The 21,642-nt window shown below is 60.3% G+C and carries 22 protein-coding genes and 3 pseudogenes; 16 read left to right on the top strand and 9 right to left on the bottom strand.

The features are described from left to right. Positions 1 to 666: 666 nt before the first annotated feature. Positions 667 to 1,419 carry a sulfite exporter TauE/SafE family protein gene (locus ACZBJS_RS36850; protein ID WP_076826628.1) on the top strand — a complete coding sequence of 251 codons (753 nt, stop codon included), beginning with the start codon at positions 667 to 669 and terminating at the stop codon, positions 1,417 to 1,419. 93 nt (positions 1,420 to 1,512) lie between these two features. Here ACZBJS_RS36850 and ACZBJS_RS36855 read toward each other — a convergent pair whose 3' ends face one another. Beyond that, positions 1,513 to 2,406 carry a LysR substrate-binding domain-containing protein gene (locus tag ACZBJS_RS36855; RefSeq protein ID WP_141339943.1) on the bottom strand — a complete coding sequence of 298 codons (894 nt, stop codon included), beginning with the start codon at positions 2,404 to 2,406 and terminating at the stop codon, positions 1,513 to 1,515. A gap of 260 nt (positions 2,407 to 2,666) precedes the next feature. Here ACZBJS_RS36855 and ACZBJS_RS36860 point away from each other — a divergent pair, with 260 nt between their 5' ends. From ACZBJS_RS36860 to ACZBJS_RS36905, 10 genes and pseudogenes are all read left to right on the top strand, one after another. Continuing rightward, a complete protein-coding gene (locus tag ACZBJS_RS36860; RefSeq protein WP_076826631.1) occupies positions 2,667 to 3,611 on the top strand; it encodes an NADP-dependent oxidoreductase in 945 nt (314 codons plus the stop codon). Positions 3,612 to 3,685: 74 nt separating this feature from the next. Beyond that, positions 3,686 to 4,672, top strand: a complete 987-nt coding sequence (locus ACZBJS_RS36865; RefSeq protein WP_076826633.1) for an AraC family transcriptional regulator — start codon at positions 3,686 to 3,688, stop codon at positions 4,670 to 4,672. 184 nt (positions 4,673 to 4,856) lie between these two features. Further along, positions 4,857 to 5,396, top strand: coding sequence for a carboxymuconolactone decarboxylase family protein (locus tag ACZBJS_RS36870; protein ID WP_076826635.1), 540 nt, complete (start codon positions 4,857 to 4,859; stop codon positions 5,394 to 5,396). Between the two features lie 127 nt (positions 5,397 to 5,523). Further along, positions 5,524 to 6,172, top strand: a pseudogene (locus ACZBJS_RS36875) (nitroreductase family protein). A 286-nt stretch (positions 6,173 to 6,458) separates the two neighbouring features. Further along, positions 6,459 to 7,133: a nitroreductase family protein gene (locus ACZBJS_RS36880; protein ID WP_076826637.1), complete on the top strand. Its 675-nt coding sequence runs from the start codon at positions 6,459 to 6,461 to the stop codon at positions 7,131 to 7,133. Between the two features lie 38 nt (positions 7,134 to 7,171). Further along, the gene (locus ACZBJS_RS36885) at positions 7,172 to 7,717 is read left to right on the top strand and encodes a carboxymuconolactone decarboxylase family protein (protein ID WP_076826639.1); all 546 of its coding nucleotides are present in this window, start codon (positions 7,172 to 7,174) and stop codon (positions 7,715 to 7,717) included. A 92-nt stretch (positions 7,718 to 7,809) separates the two neighbouring features. Next, complete coding sequence (locus ACZBJS_RS36890) at positions 7,810 to 8,778, top strand: AraC family transcriptional regulator (protein ID WP_076826641.1); 969 nt, start codon at positions 7,810 to 7,812, stop codon at positions 8,776 to 8,778. A gap of 479 nt (positions 8,779 to 9,257) precedes the next feature. Beyond that, entirely contained in the window at positions 9,258 to 10,961 is a 1,704-nt protein-coding gene (locus ACZBJS_RS36895) for an amidohydrolase (protein ID WP_316396230.1), read from the top strand. A 403-nt stretch (positions 10,962 to 11,364) separates the two neighbouring features. After that, a complete protein-coding gene (locus tag ACZBJS_RS36900; RefSeq protein WP_463439946.1) occupies positions 11,365 to 12,276 on the top strand; it encodes a hypothetical protein in 912 nt (303 codons plus the stop codon). Positions 12,277 to 12,296: 20 nt separating this feature from the next. Then, the gene (locus tag ACZBJS_RS36905; protein ID WP_244558939.1) at positions 12,297 to 12,632 is read left to right on the top strand and encodes a Fic family protein; all 336 of its coding nucleotides are present in this window, start codon (positions 12,297 to 12,299) and stop codon (positions 12,630 to 12,632) included. A gap of 91 nt (positions 12,633 to 12,723) precedes the next feature. On the opposite strand, the pseudogene ACZBJS_RS36910 reads toward ACZBJS_RS36905, so the two are convergent. Together ACZBJS_RS36910 and ACZBJS_RS36915 are read right to left on the bottom strand one after the other, a co-directional pair. Then, a pseudogene (locus ACZBJS_RS36910) lies at positions 12,724 to 12,792 on the bottom strand (NADP oxidoreductase coenzyme); the annotation flags it as partial. Positions 12,793 to 12,994: 202 nt separating this feature from the next. Continuing rightward, positions 12,995 to 13,558, bottom strand: a complete 564-nt coding sequence (locus tag ACZBJS_RS36915) for a TetR/AcrR family transcriptional regulator (protein ID WP_076831756.1) — start codon at positions 13,556 to 13,558, stop codon at positions 12,995 to 12,997. Positions 13,559 to 13,667: 109 nt separating this feature from the next. Here ACZBJS_RS36915 and ACZBJS_RS36920 point away from each other — a divergent pair, with 109 nt between their 5' ends. Further along, positions 13,668 to 14,321, top strand: coding sequence for a glutathione S-transferase (locus ACZBJS_RS36920; protein WP_076831759.1), 654 nt, complete (start codon positions 13,668 to 13,670; stop codon positions 14,319 to 14,321). Positions 14,322 to 14,492: 171 nt separating this feature from the next. Here the strand turns inward: ACZBJS_RS36920 and ACZBJS_RS36925 are convergent, their stop codons facing one another. Continuing rightward, entirely contained in the window at positions 14,493 to 15,092 is a 600-nt protein-coding gene (locus tag ACZBJS_RS36925; RefSeq protein WP_076831762.1) for an NADPH-dependent F420 reductase, read from the bottom strand. Between the two features lie 36 nt (positions 15,093 to 15,128). Then, complete coding sequence (locus tag ACZBJS_RS36930; protein WP_463439947.1) at positions 15,129 to 15,863, bottom strand: SDR family NAD(P)-dependent oxidoreductase; 735 nt, start codon at positions 15,861 to 15,863, stop codon at positions 15,129 to 15,131. 316 nt (positions 15,864 to 16,179) lie between these two features. Between ACZBJS_RS36930 and ACZBJS_RS36935 the strand changes: the two genes are divergently transcribed. Next, positions 16,180 to 17,076 (top strand): LysR family transcriptional regulator, encoded by an 897-nt coding sequence (locus ACZBJS_RS36935; protein ID WP_463439948.1) that lies wholly within the window; start codon positions 16,180 to 16,182, stop codon positions 17,074 to 17,076. A 278-nt stretch (positions 17,077 to 17,354) separates the two neighbouring features. Here the strand turns inward: ACZBJS_RS36935 and ACZBJS_RS36940 are convergent, their stop codons facing one another. The 3 genes and pseudogenes from ACZBJS_RS36940 to ACZBJS_RS36950 all read right to left on the bottom strand — a co-directional run. Next, positions 17,355 to 17,591, bottom strand: a complete 237-nt coding sequence (locus ACZBJS_RS36940; protein ID WP_076831769.1) for a hypothetical protein — start codon at positions 17,589 to 17,591, stop codon at positions 17,355 to 17,357. A 327-nt stretch (positions 17,592 to 17,918) separates the two neighbouring features. Next, positions 17,919 to 18,635, bottom strand: coding sequence for an FAD-dependent oxidoreductase (locus ACZBJS_RS36945; protein ID WP_463439954.1), 717 nt, complete (start codon positions 18,633 to 18,635; stop codon positions 17,919 to 17,921). 50 nt (positions 18,636 to 18,685) lie between these two features. Beyond that, a pseudogene (locus tag ACZBJS_RS36950) lies at positions 18,686 to 18,889 on the bottom strand (FAD-dependent oxidoreductase); the annotation flags it as partial. On the opposite strand from ACZBJS_RS36950, the gene ACZBJS_RS36955 reads away from it, so the two are divergent. The 3 genes from ACZBJS_RS36955 to ACZBJS_RS36965 all read left to right on the top strand — a co-directional run bounded on the left by ACZBJS_RS36955 (position 18,833) and on the right by ACZBJS_RS36965 (position 20,528). Beyond that, positions 18,833 to 19,048: a hypothetical protein gene (locus ACZBJS_RS36955; protein WP_206601536.1), complete on the top strand. Its 216-nt coding sequence runs from the start codon at positions 18,833 to 18,835 to the stop codon at positions 19,046 to 19,048. The pseudogene ACZBJS_RS36950 and the gene ACZBJS_RS36955 sit on opposite strands and share 57 nt — an antisense overlap. Positions 19,049 to 19,120: 72 nt before the next feature. Next, positions 19,121 to 19,288 carry a hypothetical protein gene (locus ACZBJS_RS36960; protein WP_159109570.1) on the top strand — a complete coding sequence of 56 codons (168 nt, stop codon included), beginning with the start codon at positions 19,121 to 19,123 and terminating at the stop codon, positions 19,286 to 19,288. A 1-nt stretch (position 19,289) separates the two neighbouring features. Further along, entirely contained in the window at positions 19,290 to 20,528 is a 1,239-nt protein-coding gene (locus tag ACZBJS_RS36965) for a serine hydrolase domain-containing protein (protein ID WP_463439949.1), read from the top strand. Positions 20,529 to 20,608: 80 nt separating this feature from the next. Here the strand turns inward: ACZBJS_RS36965 and ACZBJS_RS36970 are convergent, their stop codons facing one another. Beyond that, entirely contained in the window at positions 20,609 to 21,262 is a 654-nt protein-coding gene (locus ACZBJS_RS36970) for a glutathione S-transferase family protein (protein ID WP_076831775.1), read from the bottom strand. Positions 21,263 to 21,642 lie beyond the last annotated feature (380 nt).

Raw genomic sequence — 21,642 nt, forward strand, 5'->3', positions numbered from 1 at the left:
TCGAAACTACTTCCAATCGGGAGACCTTCGAAATAGGCGTATGGTCAGTCATACGCCTATGTCTTCATCCTCCGTCCTCAGCGCGCAAGGCGGCCCTCGCCGGAGCGATACGGTCCTTCTCGCCCCGAACCACCTTCACCGGAGTCTTGAGCCTGGCCAGTCGCGATTCGAAGTGATCCTGGTCTCGCGTAAAGTGCGAGTAGTAGTGGGAGAAAGCGTCTGCTGTCGTCATCGCGCCCTGGCTCCTGCGCGGGACATGTCGTCCTTGAATTCTCGCGACACTTCGAATTGCGCTTCCTTGGGGCAAGCCTCTTGTGAAGGTGTTCTCAAGGATCTCGTCGCGATTCTGTTCAGGTTGGCGCGGACCTACCTCGCTCCACCGCGGTCATGAGCAACCGCATATCCGTCAAATCGAAGCACAATTCTTAATCTTCGGCGTCGCCGAAGTTTCCTATCGGAAATGACCAATTGTGGCGATCGGTAATGTGAGCGTAGCTTGCTAAGTGCGACGCCATGCTTGCCGATTTTGACTATAAAACAAGAGATTGGAGAATGGCGCCTTAGTGAGAGCGACATTTTTTCGGAGCTATCACGCTATATGCACGCGGATGCCATGGGCCTACGCGAAGTCAAAAATGGGGACACGGCCTGGTCCGAGGAGTCGGGATGAGTGGTTATCTTTCGCCGCATGTTCTATTTGTCGCGCTGACGTTTTTCGTCGCCGGATTCGTCAAGGGCGTGGCGGGAATGGGTTTGCCGACCGTCTCTATGGGCGTCCTCAGCGCGATCATGCCGCCAGTCAGTGCAGCTTCTCTGCTGGTCATTCCATCCTTCGTCACAAACTTTTGGCAGTTGTTTACAGGGCCGAATTTTCTGGGCCTGATTAAAAGACTTTGGGTGATGATGCTCGGCATACTGGTTGGCACCCTTGCCGGCTCGTGGCTTTTGACGAGCGCCAATACCGTATACGCAAGTGTTGGATTGGGTGCCGCCCTGATTATCTTTGCAGTGCACGGCCTATTTGCGAAGCCATTGTCGGTTCCCACGCGCTTCGAACGTTCATTGTCGCCTGTCATCGGGTTGGCAACCGGACTAATCAACGGAGCAACCGGAGTTTTCACGCTTCCCGCCGTTCCTTATCTTCAGGCTCTCGGTCTTTCCAAAAACGATCTCATCCAGGCGCTCGGGCTGTCGTTCACGGTCTCAACAATTGCATTGGCGGCAGGCCTCGCCCGTGGCGGAGCTTTCCATCTTGGAAGTATTACCCTGTCAGTCCTTGCGATCATTCCTGCGTTGCTGGGGATGCACGTCGGAACAATGGTCCGTGGGCGCATAAGCGCGGCAACCTTTCGACGTTGGTTCCTGATCCTTATCGGTATTCTCGGTCTTGAACTCGCTGCTCACCCATTCCTCTTCTGAAGCAGATGACGATGTGCGAGCGTATGACATAGACAGCCACGCCTATTACCGCTCGATGCCAGCTCACACGAGGGGTTGCGGCGGCCATAGCGCTTAAGAGATCGCGACCTTCGGCTCCATAAGCTGCTGCGCAAGCAAGCCGGCGTGCGGTGTGAGCGCAGAGAAGTCACGCGCACAAAGATGAAGCTGCCTTAGCGCCCAGGAGTCTCGAAGGGGCACGATTGTCAAACCGAGGTGGCTTACATCTTTGGCGGAGGCTTCGGGCAAAATGGCGATCCCAACGCCGGACTCAATCATCATTGCGATGTTCTCAATGCGCCTGAGTTGAATGCGGTAGTAAATTTGCCGACCCAGGCGTGCGGCACGTTCTCCTAAATATGCTTCCAATGCAGCGTCGGCCACGCCAACGAACGGCTCATCAACGACATCTGCGAAAGCTATCGATTGGTGATCGCTGATGCGGTGCGTTTCGCTCACAACAGCGACGAGTTGGTCTTGCGCGATAACGTGAGTCTGCAACGCCGCCAGACCAGTGTGGTAAGCTACAATTCCCAGGTCAGCACGACCTTCCAGGATGGCCCGCGCAATCTCGGCGCTCGGTCGTTCATAGAGATCTATTGAAAGATCTGGATAAGCGACCAAGAAACGGCCGAGCCGAGGAGGAAGAAATGCGGCCAACCCGGCCGTGTTGGACAAGAGCCTGATGCGTCCTCTCAGGCCAGTGCCGTAGCTGCGCAACTCACCGCGCATCTGCTCTACCTGATCCAGTATCAACCGTGCATGGCGAACCAGAGCGTCACCGGCCGGCGTCGTAGTGACACCCCGCCTATTTCGCTCCAGGAGCTGGGCGCCAAGCGAAGACTCCATCCCGGAAATGCGTTCGCTCACGGAAGCGAGAGCCAGATTCATGCTCTCGGCTCCCTTGGTGAGGCTGCCCCGCTCCACCACGGTTAAGAACAACCGCATATCCGTCAGATCGAAGCGCAATTTCTCATCCTTCGGCTTGGCCGAACCAATCCATCGGAAATGGCCAATTGTAGCATCTGGTTGGCTTGCTTATCTTACCCCATAGGAGCCCATACTCGCCAAATTTCTCTGTTAATACAATTGGTTGAAGGTGTGGCGTCTTGGTGAAAGCTAGGTTGCCGGCCGCGACATCACGCCATATGCGCGTGGATGCCATCGGCTTGCGCGAAGCTTTCAAATGCCATTGCCAGTCCGAGTGAGTCAAAACAAGGAGATTCACGATGAAGGCGATCATTGTGACGGACCAAGCTGCGGGAACGGCCGGGATGAAGCTGGTGGAACGGCCGGAGCCGCAGGGGGCAGCGCTCGCCAGCCTATCGGGCGCTAATTACGGCGATGTCGTTGTTCAGGTCCATGCGTCGGGATTCACCGGAGATGAACTGGCATGGCCCTCGACCTGGATCGATCGTCTCGGCCGTGACCGGACGCCTTCGATCCCCGGCCACGAGCTGGCCGGAGTGGTCACCGCCCTCAGTTATGGAACAACGGGGCTATCGGTGGGACAGCGGGTGTTCGGCCTCACGGACTGGACTCGCGACGGCACGCTGGCGGAGTATGTGGTCGTCGAGGCCCGCAACCTCGCCGCGCTACCGGGGGACGTTGACTTCACGGTGGGCGCGGCCCTCGTGATGCCGGGCCTGACCGCGTGGCAGGGGCTGTTCGAGCACGGCCGCCTTTGTGCGGGGCAGAGCGTCCTTGTGCACGGTGCGGCTGGCGTGGTCGGTTCGATGGCAACCCAGCTCGCGCGTGAGGCCGGGGCATATGTGATCGGCACCGGACGCGCTGCCGGCCGCCAGACGGCTCTCGACTTCGGCGCGCAGGAGTTCGTCGACCTCGATAACGACGCTCTGGAAGATGTTGGCGGAGTCCATCTGGTTTTCGATGTCCTCGGCGGCGACATCGCGAAGCGGTCTGCAAGCGCGGTTCGAGCCGGGGGAACGCTGGTGACAATCGCAGGCCCGACAGAGGCGCGCCCCGCTGATGGCCGGACGATTGACTTCGTTGTCGAGGCCAATCGCGCCCAACTGAGCGAGATCGTCCAGCGAGTGCGGGACGGACGACTGCGAACGAACATTGGCACTGTCGCAACCCTCGACGATGCTGTCGCTGCCTTCAACCCGACCGAGCGACGGCCGGGGAAGACGATCATTCGCGTTCGTCCGTGAGGACTCGGGAAGGGAGGGCGATTCTTCACCTTCCCGCCTTTTCGCACGTGGAGATTAGTGAAGGTACTTCTCGTATGTCCCAAATCGACTGGCTAAGCCATCTCCTGCAAATGATGACGGTCACTGGCCAGGTGGAGGCCCGCTGCGTTTATGGCTCACCATGGCGTGTGGATTTCGCTCACTCCGCGGCACACGAAATTCCCTACCACGTTGTGCTAAAAGGCAGTGCCATTATTGAGGATCCGGAAACGGGGACGGCGAGGGAATTGCTGGCCGGGGATATTGTGTTGTTTCCTCACGGGTCGGCACACGCCTTGCACGATGGCAGCGGACGTATGCCGGGTCGAACCTACGAACGCCAAGTTTCCGCAGGATGGATGCTCAGGGAGAACGATGGCGGAGGAGAGCATCTGGACATGTTGTGCGGGCGATTTTTCATCGAACCGCCCCATGATCGGCTGATCCGCGATTATCTACCCAGGACTCTAATGGTACGCGCCATGGCCGGTCGTGGTGAAGCGGGCATCGGGGCAGCTTCGAACCACTTGGCCAGTCTGGTGAGCATGATGCGCATAGAGTCCGCTGGCGAAAGACCAGGAGGGCATGCAATCCTCAACGGACTGACGCTAACGCTGTTCACACTTGCACTGCGCGCGGCAAGTGAGTCTGAACAGGCGCCTGCAGGCCTATTGGCACTTGCCGGCCATTCACGATTGGCACCAGCCATTTCAGCCATGTTCGACAGTCCGGCGCGCCCCTGGAATCTTCAAGATCTGGCTGACTTGTGCAACATGTCTCGCGCAACCCTCGTGCGGCACTTTCAAGACGGGCTGGGCCGTTCTCCTATCGAACTCCTGACAGACATCCGCATGAGCATGGCCGCCAACGAACTGAAGAAGCCGGGAATGTCGACCGAGTTCGTGGCCGATGCAGTCGGGTATCAATCCGTGTCGGCATTCCGGCGTGTTTTCACCGACAAGGTGGGGATGGGGCCGGGGCAATGGCGTCGCTTGGCACGCGAGGGCGAGGACGCGTTCGCTCTCGGTGTACATCCTGGATAAAATACCCGAATATCGAGCTCAACTCGGCGAGAAAACGTCCGCCGTCCCGCGCCGCAATCGGGCGAATCGATCGTCTCGTTGTCTTGATACTTTTAGGTCTTTTATTGAGCAAACCTAGTCTCGAAATCGGTATCGGCTGAGCTTAAAGCGGCAGGTCTTAACTGCCTAACGAGAGAGCCAAACCATGAGCCGCATCGCTATCCCCGCCGTCGAGTCCGCGACCGGCGCCACTGCCGATATTTATGCGCGCGTGAAAAAACTTTCCGGTGGTCGCGTTCCCAATACGTACGCCGCATTGGGCCACCTTATACCGGCGTCTTTGGCCGCCGTGCTCGACGCCCAAGGTACATTGAACGCGGGCAACCTGAGCAGGCAAGAGCACGAAACCATCAAACTGCTAATCAGTGAGAAGACCGGTTGCGACGTTTGCGTGGCTGCGCACAGCTTCGTCGGCAAACTGGCGGGTCTACCGGTCGACGCGCTGCATGCCATTCGCGCAGGGCAGCCCACGGGTGATGCCAAGCGTGATGCCTTGGTGCGCTTCGTATCCCACCTGCATGCCACGAGCGGCACGATCAGCGACGACGAGTTCAATGCCATCCGTGAGGCCGGCTACACCGACACCCAATTGGCGGAAATCTCGCTGACCATTGCACTCGGCATCTTCACCAATACCTTCAACCGTATCAACGGCACCGACGTCGACTTTCCGTCCGTCGAGTAAAACCGCCTCGCAGGGCGGATCAGGCATCGTTCATTCAAGTGTCTTCTGGCTGCTTATACGGGCGGTGAGTGAGAGCAATTCCGCATAGAGCGAAAGCACTCGTGTACCTCAATCTATCCCGTCATCCATAGAGATAATCGTGCCCAACGCAACCACCAAGATCAATGCCGTCATCGAATGTATCTTGAGTCGCCGCTCTAGCAAAGTCTACGATCCAGCCGCCACTCTGAGCGACGATCAGATTCGCGAGCTAGTGCGCATCGGTACGACCGCGCCCACGTCCTTCAACTTGCAGAATTGGCGTTTCATCGCCCTACGTACGCCTGAAGCCAAGGCACGCCTCAGTCCGATCGCTTGGAGCCAGCCGGCGATCATGGATGCAGCAGTCACCTTCATCGTCATTGACAGGTTGGCGGATGCGAACACTCTCCCACAGCGCCTGGCACCTGTCGTGGAAGCCGGGATCATGCCGGCACATATGGTGCCGGAGAGCGAACGCCGCGCACGCAGTCTTTATGACGACCAACCGCAGCGCCAGCGTGACGAAGCCATGCGGACCGCAACCTTTGGCGCAGCGGCGATGATCTATGCCGCTCACTCCTTTGGCCTGGGATCCACACCGATGATCGGTTTTGACGCCGACGCGGTGCACCGCCGAGTTTGGTCTCGGCGAAAACGAAGTGCCCGCCATGTTGTTGACCGTTGGACCGGAGCGAGCTGGGAACTGGCCGCAGAAGCCGCGTATGTCGGTGGCCGATGTGCTTGATCTTCTCTAACCATTTTTAAAAACAATTCCGAATGTCGCCAGGCACGCCAATGCTGTTCCAGCAGGCAGCGCCTCGCACCGTCCTGCTCCATTTACGAAAATCAGGTTGATCACTGTAACGGCAGAGGTGCAGAACAGTGTGTCTGCAACTGCGCCATGCAACACGGGGGAGAGAGCGCATCGTCGGTTCGGAGAAAGATGAGCGTATCGAGCCTTTAATTGAGCCGAGTTCGTCTCGAACCACTTAGTGCGTGGCCGTATCTATACCTCTCCAACATGTCGATCAAAGGACCGCTATGACCACCGCCATCGCCGAAAACGCTCAAACTCGCAGTGTTAACGTAGATCTCGTCATAACCAATGAAGTCATCGAAACCATGCTGAGCCGCAGTGCTACGAAGTATTATGATCCTGAGGCTGTTCTGACTGACGAACAGATCACCGCCCTAGTGGAGATCGGGACCTCGGCGCCGACCTCGTTCAACTTCCAGAACTGGCGTTTCGTTGCCGTGCGTTCACCCGAGGCGAAGGAGCGGCTACGCCCGATCGCCTGGAACCAGGCGATTAGCTACGAAGCGGCGGTGACATTCATCATCATCGGCCAGCTCGCTGATGCGAGCACCGTACCCGCGGTCTTTGGCCCGATGGTGAAAGCGGGCTACATGCCGGCGGACCAGCTTCCTGAAGCGGAAAAGGGTGCCCGCGGTATTTACGACGATAACCCGCAGCAGCAACGAGATGAGGCGATGCGCAGCGCAACTTTCGGCGCGGCCGCGATCATTTACGCTGCCCGGTCGATGGGCTGGGGCTCGACCCCGATGATCGGTTTTGACCCCGCCGCGGCGAGAAAGGAATACAACCTCGCCAACAACGAGATCCCCGTGATGCTTCTCGCGGTCGGGCCGATGCGTGATGGGAATTGGCCGTCGAAGCCACGCCGGCCCGTGCTCGACGTCCTGAGCTTCCGTTGAACCCATAGCGGGGCGCACCAACACATACGGAGCTATCGATGTCCAGAATTACAACCCCTAAGCCGGAACACGTCCCGGCGGATTCGAAAACGACGCTCGATGCGTTCACCAAGACTATTGGATTCACCCCCAACATGCTGGCGTGCTTCGCGCAGAGCCCGGTTGCGTTCAACGCGTGGGCCGACCTAATCGGCTCCTTGAGCAAGACGCTTGACGTGAAGACCCGTGACAGCATCGGTCTCGCGGTCTCGGAGGTGAATGGCTGCAACTACTGCCTGACCGTGCACAGCTATACGGCCGAACACATGGCCAAGTTGCCGGCCAATGACATCATCCTTGCGCGCCAGGGTCATGCCTCCGATCCGAAGCGCGACGCCGCCCTCCAGTTCGCGCGCAAGGTCATCCAGTCGCGCGGACAGGTCAGCGACACCGACCTGAAGACCGTGCGCGATGCTGGCTACACGGATGCGAACATCATGGAGATCATCGCCCTGGTGGCCATGTACTCCCTGACGAACTTCTTCAACAACGTGTTCGATCCAGACAAAGACTTCCCTCCCGTAAGCCCGGCTGGGTCGATCTGAGCTAGCGAGCGTAATGTTCGAGTCTGGATGCGCCTCAAGAAAAGTCATTAGGAGCGCATCCAGGCGGGAGCAGTTAATTTTCCGGAGGAAATGTGCCCCAGGCCGATTGGCTGAGCCGGCTTCTGCAAATTATTACCGTCACCGGGCAGCTAGAGATTTGCTGCTCGTATGGTGCGCCGTGGCGTTTGGCCAAGTCTCAGTGTGCGGCACATGAGATTCCTTACCATATCGTGCTCAATGGCCGGACTGTAATCGAGTTTCTTGAGACGGATACTGAAACGGCCAAAGAACTGGTAGGCGGTGATATCATCCTGTTGCCTCATGGGTCGGCCTATGTGCTGCACGATGGCAGTGGAGCTCCAGCGGGGCCGACTGATGTTCGGCAAGGTTCTGGAGGGTGGGCCTTCAAAAAGAATAGTGGCCCGGGTGAGCGTCTAGACATGTTGTGCGGGCGATTTTTCATTGGAGCGCCCCATGATCGCCTGATTCGTAACTGCCTCCCCGCGAAGCTGGTAGTGCGGTCCATAGAGGGGCTTGCTGGGGACGATACTGGGTCAGCTTCGAACCATCTGGCCAATCTCGTGGCGCTGATGCGGATGGAGGCAACAAGCGACAAACCGGGAGGCGATGCCATCCTTCGCGGGCTTTCCTCGGTGCTGTTCACGCTGGTGTTACGTGCAGCGAGCGAATCTGAGTCAGCTCCAGAAGGACTGCTGGCGCTGACGAGTTATTCGCGACTTGCACCGGCTATTGCAGGAATGTTCGGTGATCCGACGCGACACTGGAATCTGATCGATCTCGCTGACTTGTGCGGCATGTCGCGGGCTACCTTCGCGCGTCATTTTCAGGACAAGCTGGGGCGTTCGGCCGCCGATCTGTTGACGGATATCCGGATGAGCTTGGCCGCCAACGAGCTGAAGAAGCCGACGATCAGCATCGAGGTCGTGGCCGAATCGGTCGGGTATCAGTCTGTGGCGGCGTTCCGGCGCGTGTTCATCGACCGAACGGGGACGACACCAGCGCAGTGGCGCCGTTTGGCCCGCGAGAGAGCGAGCAAATAAGTTCGCGTTCGCTGTGCCAATCGGATCAGTCGTCCGGGGGAAGATGAATTGCCCGCGGTCGGATGTTGGGAAGCTGAAGCGCTGGGGCACTCGTTTGGTCGATCTCGGCAAGGATCTCGGCATGAAAGTGTCGACCGCAGAAATCGTCCACCTGCTGGCGAAAATATTCGGTGCCTGATGGGCAACTTCACCGACATCCTCGCTCGTATAGGAAAGCTCTCGACCAGCATTACGAAGCAGCGTCCCTTTCTGGTATTCCGCCAGACCCTCTCCGCCGACCGCTTTGGCCGAACATCGCGAACGCGGTCCTCTTTCTCGCATGCAATCCCTTCTCGACCGGTTCGACCGTCGTCGTCGATGGGGGAGCCACCGTCGCGGCGTGAGCGGCTGCCGGATTGTTGGACCGCTTCGATACGCGCGGCTATCATCGAAGAAAGACCAGATGTTCGCCTATTGAACAAGATAATCGGGAGGTTTGAATGGTCCGCAGGTCGACGGTGCTCGCGATACTCGGTGCTGGAATTCTGTTCGCAGCCGCAGCACCCGCTACAGCACAGCCGGCGGACGTCAATTCGCCCGATCTCGTTCTCGTCAACGGAAGGGTCCTGACCCTTGACGAGCAATCCAGCGTGACCGAAGCGATCGCCGTCCGGGACGGAAAGATTCTCGCGGTCGGAAGCAGCGCGTCCATGCGGGCGCTCGCCGGAGCGCGCACGCAGGTGCTTGATGTATCCGGCAAGACCGTCGTTCCCGGATTGATCGATACGCATGCGCACTTCAAGGCGGCTGGACTTGGCGACTATGTCGTCGTCATGGGCCGGGCGAAGACGGTCGCGGAAGCGCTCGAGGCAATCAAGGCCTTCGTCGCCAAGAAGAAGCCGGGCGAGTGGATCGTTGGGGGAGCGTGGCACCCGCCGTCACAACTCGCCGAGAAGCGCTACCTGACGAGACAGGAGATCGACAGCGTCGCTCCGAACAATCCGGTCTACTTGCGCACCGTCGGGCATTTCTCGATGGCGAACACGATGGCGTTGCAGAAGGCAGGCATCGATAAGACCACCGCAAACCCGGACGGTGGCTTTTTCGAGCGCGACGCGGCCGGCGAACTGACCGGCGTCCTCGTCGAGACCGCGATCGACCGGGTCGAGAAGGCCGTTCCGCCGTGGACCGAAGAGGATGAAATCAGGCAGTTCACACTTGCGGAAGGCGCGCTGAACAGTTTTGGGATCACGAGCGCGGTCGAAGGCGCCACGGAAGCGCGCGACGTCCGTACGCTGCAGAAGCTCGCGGCGTCCGGACAAGCGACGCTGCGGACGGGATTGATGTACAGACCTGAGCCGCCCGCCGATCTAGGCGCCTGGGAAGCGATCATGTCGGCTAATGGCGCTTCGTCCGGCTTCGGCGACGACTGGGTCAGGTTTGCCGGCATCAAGATCTTCTACGATGGCGGCATGACCTTGAAGACGGCGTTGATGCGCGACGTCTATCCGGATTCGCACGACAACTACCACGGCATCGCCCAGCAGACCCCCGAGCGGCTCACGCAACTCGTCTCAATCTGCAATCGCTACGGCTGGCGTGTTGGCGTGCACGTCGTAGGTGATCTCGGCATCGACCAGGTGCTCGACGCCTTCGAGGCGGCCGACAAGGAACGGTCCATAAGCGGCCGTCGTTTTGTTCTCATCCACGCGAGCCTGATCAGACCTGAGCAGATGGAGCGCGCCCACAAGTTGGGGGTCAGGGTCGATTTCAAGAACGTCTTCATGTGGGACAAGGCTGCGACCGTCGAGCGCTTCCTGGGGCGGCCAACAGCCGATCGCGCCGTGCCGACAAAGACCTTGATCGAGAAGATGGGGCTGGACAATCTCGGTGCCGGAACCGACTTCCCGGTCAACCCGATCAACCCGTTCCTCAACATGTACATCATGGTGACGCGGAAGGATCCGAACGGAAGCGTCTACGGTGCGCCGGAAGCTATCAGTCGCGAACAGGCACTCCGCCTCTACACGTCGGCAGCTTCCCGCTACATGTTCGACGAGGCACGCAAGGGTACGATCCAGCCGGGCAAGCTTGCCGACCTCTCGGTCCTTTCCGCGGACTACATGGCCATTCCGGAAGAGCAAATTAAAGACATCAAGGCGGACATCACGCTTGTCGGCGGCAAAATCGTCTTTCAACGTTGACTCGAAGGAGAGGACTAACGCCGAAGCGCGCACTATCGACGTCGCCAGTTCGTCGACGCCGGGCGCCTAGGCCGGAGCACGGCAGTCCGGGGAGCGGAGGAATGCTCCTGACATCTGACGGTATTTTAAGATTTGTGTCAGTGCGGGCACTGTCAGTGTTGGTTGCGCATGCGGCGCGCCATCCAATCGATAGACTCCGATAGGTAGCGGAATTGCCTGCATTCCATGAGGAGCAATTTTTCTTGTGGATTCAAGACCAAAAAAATACGGCGGGTATGCCGTCGGCGTTTGTCCGTCAGATCGAGAAAATTGTGCTTACAGCTCAACGACGTGCCGTCGTTCAAAATGATAGAGTGGGAGTGAGGGGTTCTCCAGCGCGTTAAGCCGTACGACGGGGGCGAGGATGTTTGACGACGTTCCTAAGCGCCTCGCAGACTATTTGAGAGATGCTGCTTGTGATTTTGATAGGGAGAGCTTCTATTGGTTCGCGGCTGCTTACATCGGCCTATTTTATCTCGGAAAGAATTTAACAAAGGCAGAAACAAGCGATTTTCTAGACCTTCAGCGGACCAGCAGAGGAGGGATTTGGCATGGTTACGTTGGACGCGTGCTGCTTATCGGAGAAACACTCTTTCTGATGCGGTCATGTCCGGGCTTCTCGGAGTTTTGTCGTCGAATGCGTGGACGAGATCTTCGATCCACTTATTACCAGATGTATGCCGCGCGGATGTTTCTTGAGGGTGGCTATGACGTACGAGCTAAGCCCGAGGTAGGAATCAGGCGCGAAGATTTTGATTTTCAAGCGATCGCGGACGGGGAGACAGTGAACGTTGAAGTCACAGCGCTCACCGCAGAGAGTTTTTCCATCCAAACAATCGAAAATGCGCTGAATCACAAGCGAAAGCAACTGCCTGATACAGATGCTTCCATCATTTTTTGCGTGCTGCCGGAAAGCTGGGCCACAACAGAAAATTTGGGGCCGTCTCTTGGCGAACTTACTGAACGATTTTTCCATCGCACGCGCCGAGTAACGGCGGTCGTATTCGTAGTGGAGATGCATGTCAGCGGGACCGATGAGCCAGTTGGGAACTTCTGGAGTCATCATGCTTGCCTGTTGCATCCGAACCCGCGTCGACCAATTCGATCGTTTGGATTTTTCGCTAATGATGCCTGGGAGCCGACATATGTGGCCCCGGATGGCTCTCCAACAATGAGACGAGAGAGCGATTTTTTCCGATGGGTAGATAGTATATTTAGCGCCAAGGATATCCGGGTGCATCACCAATCGGCTATCGAACGGCGACGGTTCGTATAACGCAGAACGAATTCGAGCCCATTCACCCAGGCCAAGTAGTTAAGGCGATCGAAGACCTTTGCCGCTACGTCAACCAAAACTGGGACAGCAAAAGTGCGATTGAGCTTTCGTCGTACGTGCTTTGGCGGTTGAATTGGATCCACCCGTTTTTGGACGGAAGCCGCACAACCATCGCGCAGGGAAGGCCGGATGTTTCCGGTTACACCTGTGGTCCTACCCCCGAGCTTCCTACCCATTGCTCGGGGCCCATGGGTGCGATCGGCACCCGGTCTTCCCTGCGCCCTCCGATCGAAGAGGGTGAAACCAACAGCAAAGCTCGGACGATTATCGTCGCGAGAACGTGGTGTCATATCTGACGCTGTTTGAAACCGTTGATCCGAACTGCGCGCTGCCCGTCCGGCGCGGCCAGCGCGTCTCCCCGCCCTTCGAACGGCGCCCGTGCGCCGATCACTGCTCTTTCTTGAACAAATCCTGGAAGATGAGCTGGCCCCAAACGCGGCCGCGTGCGTGCACCAGCGAGCGTAGCCCGGATGAGCCAACGGGTCGCGCGAACGCGCGCCCGATGACGGGCTCCGCGATATCCGGGGCACCTCCTGTCAGCGTGTCACGTGGTGTCCGCATATCGCTTCGCTGATGCGGGCTACTCGCTACCATGGCTTAGAACGATCGAGTTGGAGCAGGGCGTCGCCGCCTCACGTCGATCTGACGTTCGGGCCATCTATGCCGGCAGAAGTCCCGCGGCGCGATAGCTGTCGATCATCGAGTCGTAGAGCGAAATATCGGAGCGGCTTCTGGCGACGAGCTGCGCGCCGGCGACGGCGGCGAAGATGGCGCGGGCCCGCTGTTCGCTCTTTCTCGAACTGACCAGGCCCGCGGCCACCAACAGCTTGCTCAGCCACGCCACGTTGACGTCGGCAAAGGTCTGGACCTCCTTCTTCACTGCGTCCGGCAGGTCGTCGACTTCCGCCGACATGAAGCTGCAGAGGCACATGCGGTTGTTGCTCTCGAGCGCTTTGCGAAACACATCGGGATATCGACGCAGGCAGCGGACAGGATCGGCCGTTTCTGCCAGCATCGCCTCGAGTTGGGCGGCGGTGTCTTCCCAGTAGCGCCGCGCGACGGCCACGCCGAGATCGGCCTTGCTCGGAAAATGGTGATAGATGCTGGCGGCCTTGATCCCGACTTCGTCCGCCAGATCACGGAAATTCAAGCCGCCATAGCCGCGTGCCTGCGCGGTCCGCTTTGCTGTCGCCAGGATGGCTTCCCGAGAGCTCGAACTCACTTCGTTGCCTCACCGCTTCGTTATCTACCAAGTGACAGATAGGCGTTGACCGGCCGGATTTGAAGGTTAATTTCAGCCTACCAAGTGGCAGGTAGACACAGGAGTCCTGATGAAGATTTACGATTGGCCAACTGGCCCATATCCGGCCCGCGTTCGCATCGCTTTGGCCGAGAAGAACCTGCGGCCGCAAGTGGAGTTCGTATTGGTCGATCTCTACAAGGGCGAGCACAAGAAGCCCGAATTCCTCGCCAAGAACTACTCCGGCACCCTGCCGGTGCTCGAACTCGACGACGGGACCTTCATTGGCGAGTGCACGGCCATCACCGAGTACCTTGACGCGCTCGATGGCGCGCCGATGCTGACCGGCAGGACGCCGCGCGAAAAGGGCGTGATCCACATGATGAGCAAGCGCGCCGAACTGGAACTGCTCGATGCCATCAGCGTCTATTTCCACCACGCCACGCCGGGTCTCGGGCCTCATGTCGAGATCTATCAGAACCCCGAATGGGGATTCCGTCAGCGCGACAAGGCCGTCAGGGGGATGCACTACTTTGACGGCATTCTGAAAGCACAGCCGTTCGTCGCCGGCGAGGCGTTCACGATGGCCGATATCACCCTCATCGGCGGCTTGATCTTCGCGGGACTGTTGAACGTGCCGGTGCCGATCGAGTGCGAGGCTCTCTTGGCATGGTATGCAGCGATGCAGGAGCGTCCTAGCGTCAAGAACCGGATAACGATGTCCGAGCCGATCGAGGCATCTTGATTAAGATCGTAGTTTGCGAACACCGCCCTCGCGAGTCTTACGCGAGGGCGGATCGGCAAGATAGCAAGCGTAGCCCGGATGAGCGCAGCGACATCCGGGGTTTTCCGATCGGCGCTCCGCGTCTTGTCCCGCATGTCGCTCCGCTCATGCGGGCTACGGGTCGCAAATCCGTTACTGCTCCTTCTTGAACAAATCCTGGAAGATGAGCGGGCCCCAAGTGCGGCCACGTGCGTGCACCAGCGCGCCACCCTCGTTGAGCTTTCCCAGCTTGACGGGTGCGAACCCTAGTTGCTCCGCCAGGGCCGCCACAGGAGCGGTCGCGTCCTCGTCGTCACCAGACAGAAAGACCACCCGGTGGCCACCCTCGACGATCGGATCGGCCGCCAGCTTGGCCGCAACCAGGTGATTGAACCCTTTCACGAAGCTGGCGCCGGTGAACGCCTTCGCGACGGAGGCGGAGGACGGGAGGCCGTCCAGCTCTTCAGGGACTGGAAACGCGTTCATCGCGTCGATCACCATCTTGCCTTTCCAGCTCGGCAGGGCCTTCGCAACCTCGCGATGCTCCCCGAACGGGACCGCCAGGATGATTGTGTCGGCCTCGAGTGCTTCCCGCAACGACTTGGCGACGACCGTGGGTCCAATCGCCCGCGCCTGCGGCGCCAACGCCTCGGGCGGCCGGCGGCTCGCGACGGTCACGTTGATGTTCTTACGGGCGAAGGCGTGGGCGAGGGCCTGGCCTACCTTACCGAATCCTACAATCGCGTAGCTCATGGTGCTTCTCCGATCCGTGTTGGTGTTGATTCGATTTCAGATGGCCGAAAAACCGCCGTCGACAGACAACTCCACCCCATTCACGAAGCTCGAATCGTCTGAGGCAAGAAACAGCGCGGCCGCCGCAATTTCCTCAGGGCGACCCATCTTTCCCCGCGGGATCAGGGATTCGAACATCTGCTTCGCCTCCTCGGTGAGGACCTGGTCCTGCATCGGAGTGGCGATCGGCCCCGGGCTCAGCACGTTCACCCGGATATTCCTGCCCTTCAGTTCGTTGAGCCAGGTGCGTGCGAATGAGCGCAACGCCGCCTTGCTCGCCGCATACACACCGTAACCGGGAAAACCTTTTACCGAAGCGACCGACCCGGTCATGAAGATCGAGCCGCCATCGCTGAACAGCGGCAACGCCTTCTGAACCGCAAACAGCGTGCCGCGCGTATTCAGGTCGAAGGTCGCATCGAAATGCCGCTCGGTAATCTCGCCCAGTGGGATGGCTTCGCCGATGCCGGCGCTCGCGTACAGGACGTCGATCTTGCCCTTTTCCCGCTTGACCGTGTCGAACAGACGGTCGAGGTCGTCGAGATTGGCCGCGTCGCCGCGCACGCCGGTCACGTTCCGGCCGATCAGCCTGACCGCCTCGTCGAGCGCCTCCTGCCTTCGGCCCGTGATGAAAACATAGGCGCCTTCTTCAACGAACCGCCTGGCGCTCGCCAGCGCCATGCCGCTCGATCCACCCGTGATGACTGCAACCTTACCCTCAAGCTTTCCCATGAGTTCTCCTTTCGTCGTGTCGGACAGCGTCTCTGGTCCCATCTGCGAGATGGCCCCCGAGAACCTCGACGTAGCTCCGCCGGCGTCAGGCGTTGAGTGCGGAAGCGCGCACATCGGTGGTGCGAAATCGATCCGGCCGGATGACTGACGCCAGCCGCGACGATCGGTGTCCGCCGTTCGGAATTGGGCCGCGCTTGTCGGCGTGGCTATTCGGCTTGGGCTATGATGATCGCCCGTGCTACCCACATACGAGATGCTGTTCGATGTATTGGAGACGGGCTTTGGAAGGCGCACCCCAGCGGTGCCGGATTGCACCATGATCGACTGGGATGACGTTCGCTACTTTCTTGCCGTCGCGCGCGGAGGCTCGGTGCGGGCTGCCGCCGAACGGCTCGGGGTGAACCACTCGACCGTGCTGCGACGCGTCGCCCAGCTGGAGGAGCGGCTCGGAGCGCACATGTTCGAGAAGCTGCCTTCGGGTTACCGCCTGACGGCTGCGGGGGAGGAGGTCCTCGAACTCGCGGACCAGATGGAAGCGTCGTCGCACCAGCTGGAGACGCGCGTCTTCGGCCGCGACCAAGGCGTGCGCGGGCTTCTGCGGGTGACGCTGGCACCGCCCCTCGCGACACACCTGCTCATGCCGGACTTCGCCGATTTCGCACGACTGCATCCGGACATCGAGATGGAAATCCTGTCGTCCGGTGAGCTGGCAAATCTGACCAACCGGGAGGCCGATGTCGCGATCCGCGTCGTCTACGACCGCAAAACCCTGCCGCTCCATCTTCACGGCCTGAAGGGACCGGAGCTGTTCGGCGGCATCTACATATCCCGCGATCGACTGGCCGCGTGGCGCGCGGGCGCGCCTGATCCCGTCAGGTGGATCGTCATAAGTATTCACGGAATCCCGGACTGGGCCCACGAGGGTGAGGTTCGCGCCGCCGAGGTTCCGTTCAGGGCGACAGATGCCGCGGCGCAGATCGTCGCGGTGCAGCAGGGGATCGGCATGACGACGCTGCCGTGCTTCGTCGGAGATGCCGACCCTCTGCTTGTGAGGGTGCCGGGCACCGACCTGCACATGTACGGAACGCTCTGGCTTCTCACACAGGGAGAGACACGCAAGACGAAGCGCGTGCGGCTCTTCACCGAGTTCGTATCCCGCAGGCTCACCGCATACGCTCCGCTTCTCGCCGGACTGTCCGTATCACGCGACTGATGCGCGGCAGGTCGCCGATGGCGCTTGCCGCAATCCGATCGGAAGCCGAGCCGCGATTGCACCAAGCGAAATCGCGGTCAATCCCTTGCGCTGCTGACGGTAGCAAGCGTAGCCCGGATGAGCGAAGCGATATCCAGGGCATCTTCTATCGTGTGTCGCGTGGAGTCCCGCATATCGCTGCGCTCATGCGGGCTACTCACTGTTTCAGCGGAGCGATGGCACATCGCGCCGGTCAAGCAGCTAGTAGGCCGCTCGACCGATCGATGCGCGCCACGCGATCAATATGGACCCGGCTCGCAGGGGACATTGTTGCCGGTCCAGGGCGCGGTGGCGAATGAACCGACGCGCGGCGCCGGAATGCAGGCGCGACCGTCGACATAGACGTGGTCAGTCGGCGCGGCGGCGCTCGCCTCCGCGACGTGGCGGGACATCGCGTGGGTTTCACGCGCCATTGCCGGCGACGCGATCATGGCAACCGCGATCAAGGAAGCCGACAGGAGTTCGACGTTGGTCATGGAGTTTCTCCGTGTTGTTTATGGGGCCAAGGAGTCTGGCCTCGTCAGATATTTGTGCGCGGCATCGGCGGACTTGAATGCAATCATCACTCACGCCGGCTCAACGCTGCGTGAGCAACGAGATCCTCGCCGTTGTGTCACGCGATGCAGACCATCACCGACAGTCCGGATGAACGAAGCGTAATCCATCACGTCTTCGGGTGATGATCGTGAGGGTGCGTTACGTCCGCGTTGGCACTCCTACGGGTTCAGCAAGCGGAGCCCGGATGAGCGAAGCGACATCCGGGGCGTGTCGTGGCGTTCCGCATATCGCTGCGCTCATGCGGGCTACCCGCTGGCGAACCCGTCCTGCGTGCCCAGGAACGTTCGGACGCAAACGCCGCACAAAACTCCGTCACGGCGCGAGCTCGGCTCGGACCTCGCCGAGCAGCGCCATGCCGCCGAGCCGGCCCAGTTCGTCCGAACATTTTGCGCTCTTGCCGTAGCAGCAGAACGCGACCGTGACGCGCTCTGAAGCGGTCCGATGCAGGGCAGGCCGCTGTCGCCGAAGGTGGTCATGCAGGGCACGACGCGGCGTTCCTCGAAAGCGAGGTCGCGAATGCGTTCAAGGATCTGTCCTTGAAGCCGATCGGCGACTTCAATCGATCCGCCCGAGCGGAACCAGTCCTTGATATCGGCCTCGCTGCCGAGCGGAAGATCGACCGGATCGCCGCCGAGCTTCAGCCAGGTCTGGCCGTCCGGATAGCGGATCGGAGGCAGGATGTAGGGATTGTCGTCCTTGGGCCCGAGACAACGCATCGACGGCATTCCGGCCAGGCGTTGAACCTCCGCCGCACCAAGCCGGAACAGCGCCGCGGTCCGCCCATAGACCGTAAAGCCCAGGGAGCGGCCGAGCAGCGATTGGGTGTGCCCGCCCGCCGCAACCAGAACGCGCTCGGCCTCGACGCTCCCCGATCGCGTCCGGATCGTGACGCCGGAGCCGCTTTCCGAAATCCCCAGCGCGGGTTCGTCGATGATCCGGGCGCCGGCGCGGTCCGCCGTGATCGTCTGCGAGCAACATCAGTGGTTTCGCTGCGGCCGATGTGAAGCGCACCGGCTTCCCGATAGAACTCCACGCCGCTCTCCGCTGAAATCTCGCCGTAGCGCGAAATCGCAGCGCGGTTCGCTTGCCGCCAGAACGCCCCTGGATCGTAACTCCGCGTGATGCGGCCCTCGTCATAGTGGCTGCCGAAGACGCCGCCATGGCGCGAAAAATCCGCCGGCTCATCGGGCCCGATCAGCGCAACATCGTGGCCCATCTTGCTCAGATGCCGCGCAGCTGCCGATCCGATCAGGCCGCGTCCGATCACCGCAAGTTTGATCGCTTGATTGTTGCTCACGAAGAAGTCCTGCGCTCTGCCTGCATCGGCGGTGTGAGATCGACCATGTCATTTCCGATGCTCCGGCAGCAAGCATAATCCAGCCGAGCGCGCAGGTGGACCGGTGAAGCGTGATCCGCCGCATCTTGAAGCCACGCGCGAGGCGGCGGATTGCGCGTCGTTAACCCGCCCTGCGAGGTGCGCCAGACTTTTCGCGACTGCCGGGAAGTCGGCGCAAGCCGGCGTCTGACGATGCTGATTTCCGCGCAAACGTTCCACCGAGCGAACTTGAAACAAATGGTCACGGTGATTTCACTCGCGCTGAACGACGATCTATGAAATGATGCAACCAAAGGTCAACATGGTGCATCTTCACCGGCAGGAGGGCGAAATGAGCGACCAAATGATCGAAGCGACGACAAGTCCGGCACAGATCGTTCAACAGGCGGCCGAAAAATACCTCGGCATCAGCAACGCCCCTGGCTGCTGCATCGCGGTCTACGACGAAAAGTCGTTCGGCACCAAGGGCTACGTCTACCCCAAGGGACTGTCAGGCGTGGCCGGCTCTTCGCCCGCGCCATTCAGTGTCACGACCGACACGGTGTTCGAGATCGGATCGGTGACCAAGGTGTTCACCAGCACATTGTTGGCGGTGGCGGTCAAGGCGGGCGGGCCTTCTCTTGACGACGCCATCGGCCCTTATCTGAACCTCTTCAGCGCGAGCGCGGTGGGAACGCCGGTGCTGGACGCCATCCAGCTCGTGCAATTCGCCACCCATACCTCCGGCATGCCGGAGCAGCCGGGGGACGGCTTGACTGGCTACAGCGAGCAGCTGTTTGCGGACGAGCCGCCCTCCAGTGAACTCATCAACTGGTGGAATCAATATGATACGCCGCCGCAGGGCTGCTGGCAGTATTCCAACATCGGCTTCGTGACCCTGGGCTTTGCGGTCACGCAGATGTTTGCGAAAGACAAGGGCCGTAACTACAACGAAATTTTGGCCGAATACGTCACCGGTCCGCTCGGTATGAAGCAGACCGGAGCCTTCGTCAATTCATCATGGAAGATCGCGCAGGGATGTATCGGGCATTGGAGCAAGAGCTCCGAGCCGCCATATCCGATCGTCTTCGACCGCAACACGCCGACCGGCGGCACGGCCTTTGATCTGAAGACCACCGGCGACGACATGATCAAGTTCCTTGCGGCGCAGATCGCGGCGCCGAAGGGGCCGCTCGGGTCGCAGATCGCACTGACGCAGCAGAACCGGGGGACATTCCCCATCTGCGGGGAGAAGACCAGCGTCACCATGGGCCTCGCCTGGCAGATCACCACGGACACGCAGGGCCATACCGCTTTCACAAAGAACGGCGCGACGAGCAGAGGCGGATTCGAAGCGATCGTGATCGTCGTGCCGGAACTGAAATGCGGTGTCGCGGTGCTGAGCAACCAGTATTTCGATGCGTCGGGCGTGCACCCCGCGGGGATCGCACCCGGCCGCACCGCACTGGAGATTATCTCGCAGCTTCATCCAGGATTCGAACTGACCGAACCGCTGCCAGAACACGATCCATTCGACTAGCAAACCTGGCCCGGACGAGTGCAGCGATGTCCGGGGGCTTTGCCGTCCGCGCAAGGGCGCTGTCCCTGTTGTCGCCAACCTCAGCCGGTCGGTCGCTTACCCGTGTTGACCGCCAGCTGAGCCTCGAAAGCGCGCTGGTAAGCCGGCCGCGCTTCGCCGCGGGCGACATAGGCGGACAGGCCCGGATATTCTTCGAGAATGCCCGATGCTCTCAGCCTGAGCAGCACCGACACCATCATCAGGTCGCCCGCGCTGAACGCGCCGTCGAGCCAGTCGGCCTTGCCGAGGCGGGTGGAGAGTTGCTTCAGCCGGTCGCGGATGCGATCCATGACCAGCGGCAGGCGCTCTTTGGTCCAGGGCTTGTCGCTCTCCAGAATCCTGGCGGTCATGAGTTCGAGGATCGGCGGTTCCACCGTGTTGACCGCGGCAAACATCCAGGTGATTGCGTGGGCACGGGCATTGGCATCGCCGGGCAGCAGGCCCGCATGACGCTCGGCGATATAAAGCACGATCGAGCCTGTCTCGAACAGCGCCAGATCACCTTCCTCATAGGTCGGAATCTGGCCGAAGGGATGCAGCGCCAGATGCGCGGGTTCCTTCATCGCCTGGAACGAAACAAGGCGAACCTCGTAAGGCTGGCCCGCTTCTTCCAGCGCCCAGCGAACGCGCGTATCGCGCGCCAGTCCCTTGCCGCCATCGGGCGACCGTTCGAAGGCGGTGATGATGGGCGTCATCGTTTCTCTCCATGTCCTTTGCGTCCCGAGGACGAGCGGGCGGCGCGCGCCCCGACAGCCGATTCCGGAATAATTTGGCCAAGCGTAGCCCGGATGTAGCGCAGCGAGATCCGGGGCCGGTCCTGCCAAAGGCGAGAACCCCGGATTTCGCTGCTCAATGGCAGTCATCGCCGCGATAGCCGAATTGGCCGATCCGGACAGGCTTTGCGATCGTGATGGCGGTGTGCGGTTTCCCCAACCACCCTATGCGAAAAAAGAAAGGCTGCCGTGGCCGGGCTCGTGTGACATGCCTGTGGTTCGACCAGCGCCAGGCGCGCACGGCTGCGGAGTTTGCGCCGCAGCCGTTCCTGGTAGCGGTGTCCGCGGGGTATATCTTCGCT

The organism is Bradyrhizobium sp. KZN70725, from assembly GCF_055264925.1.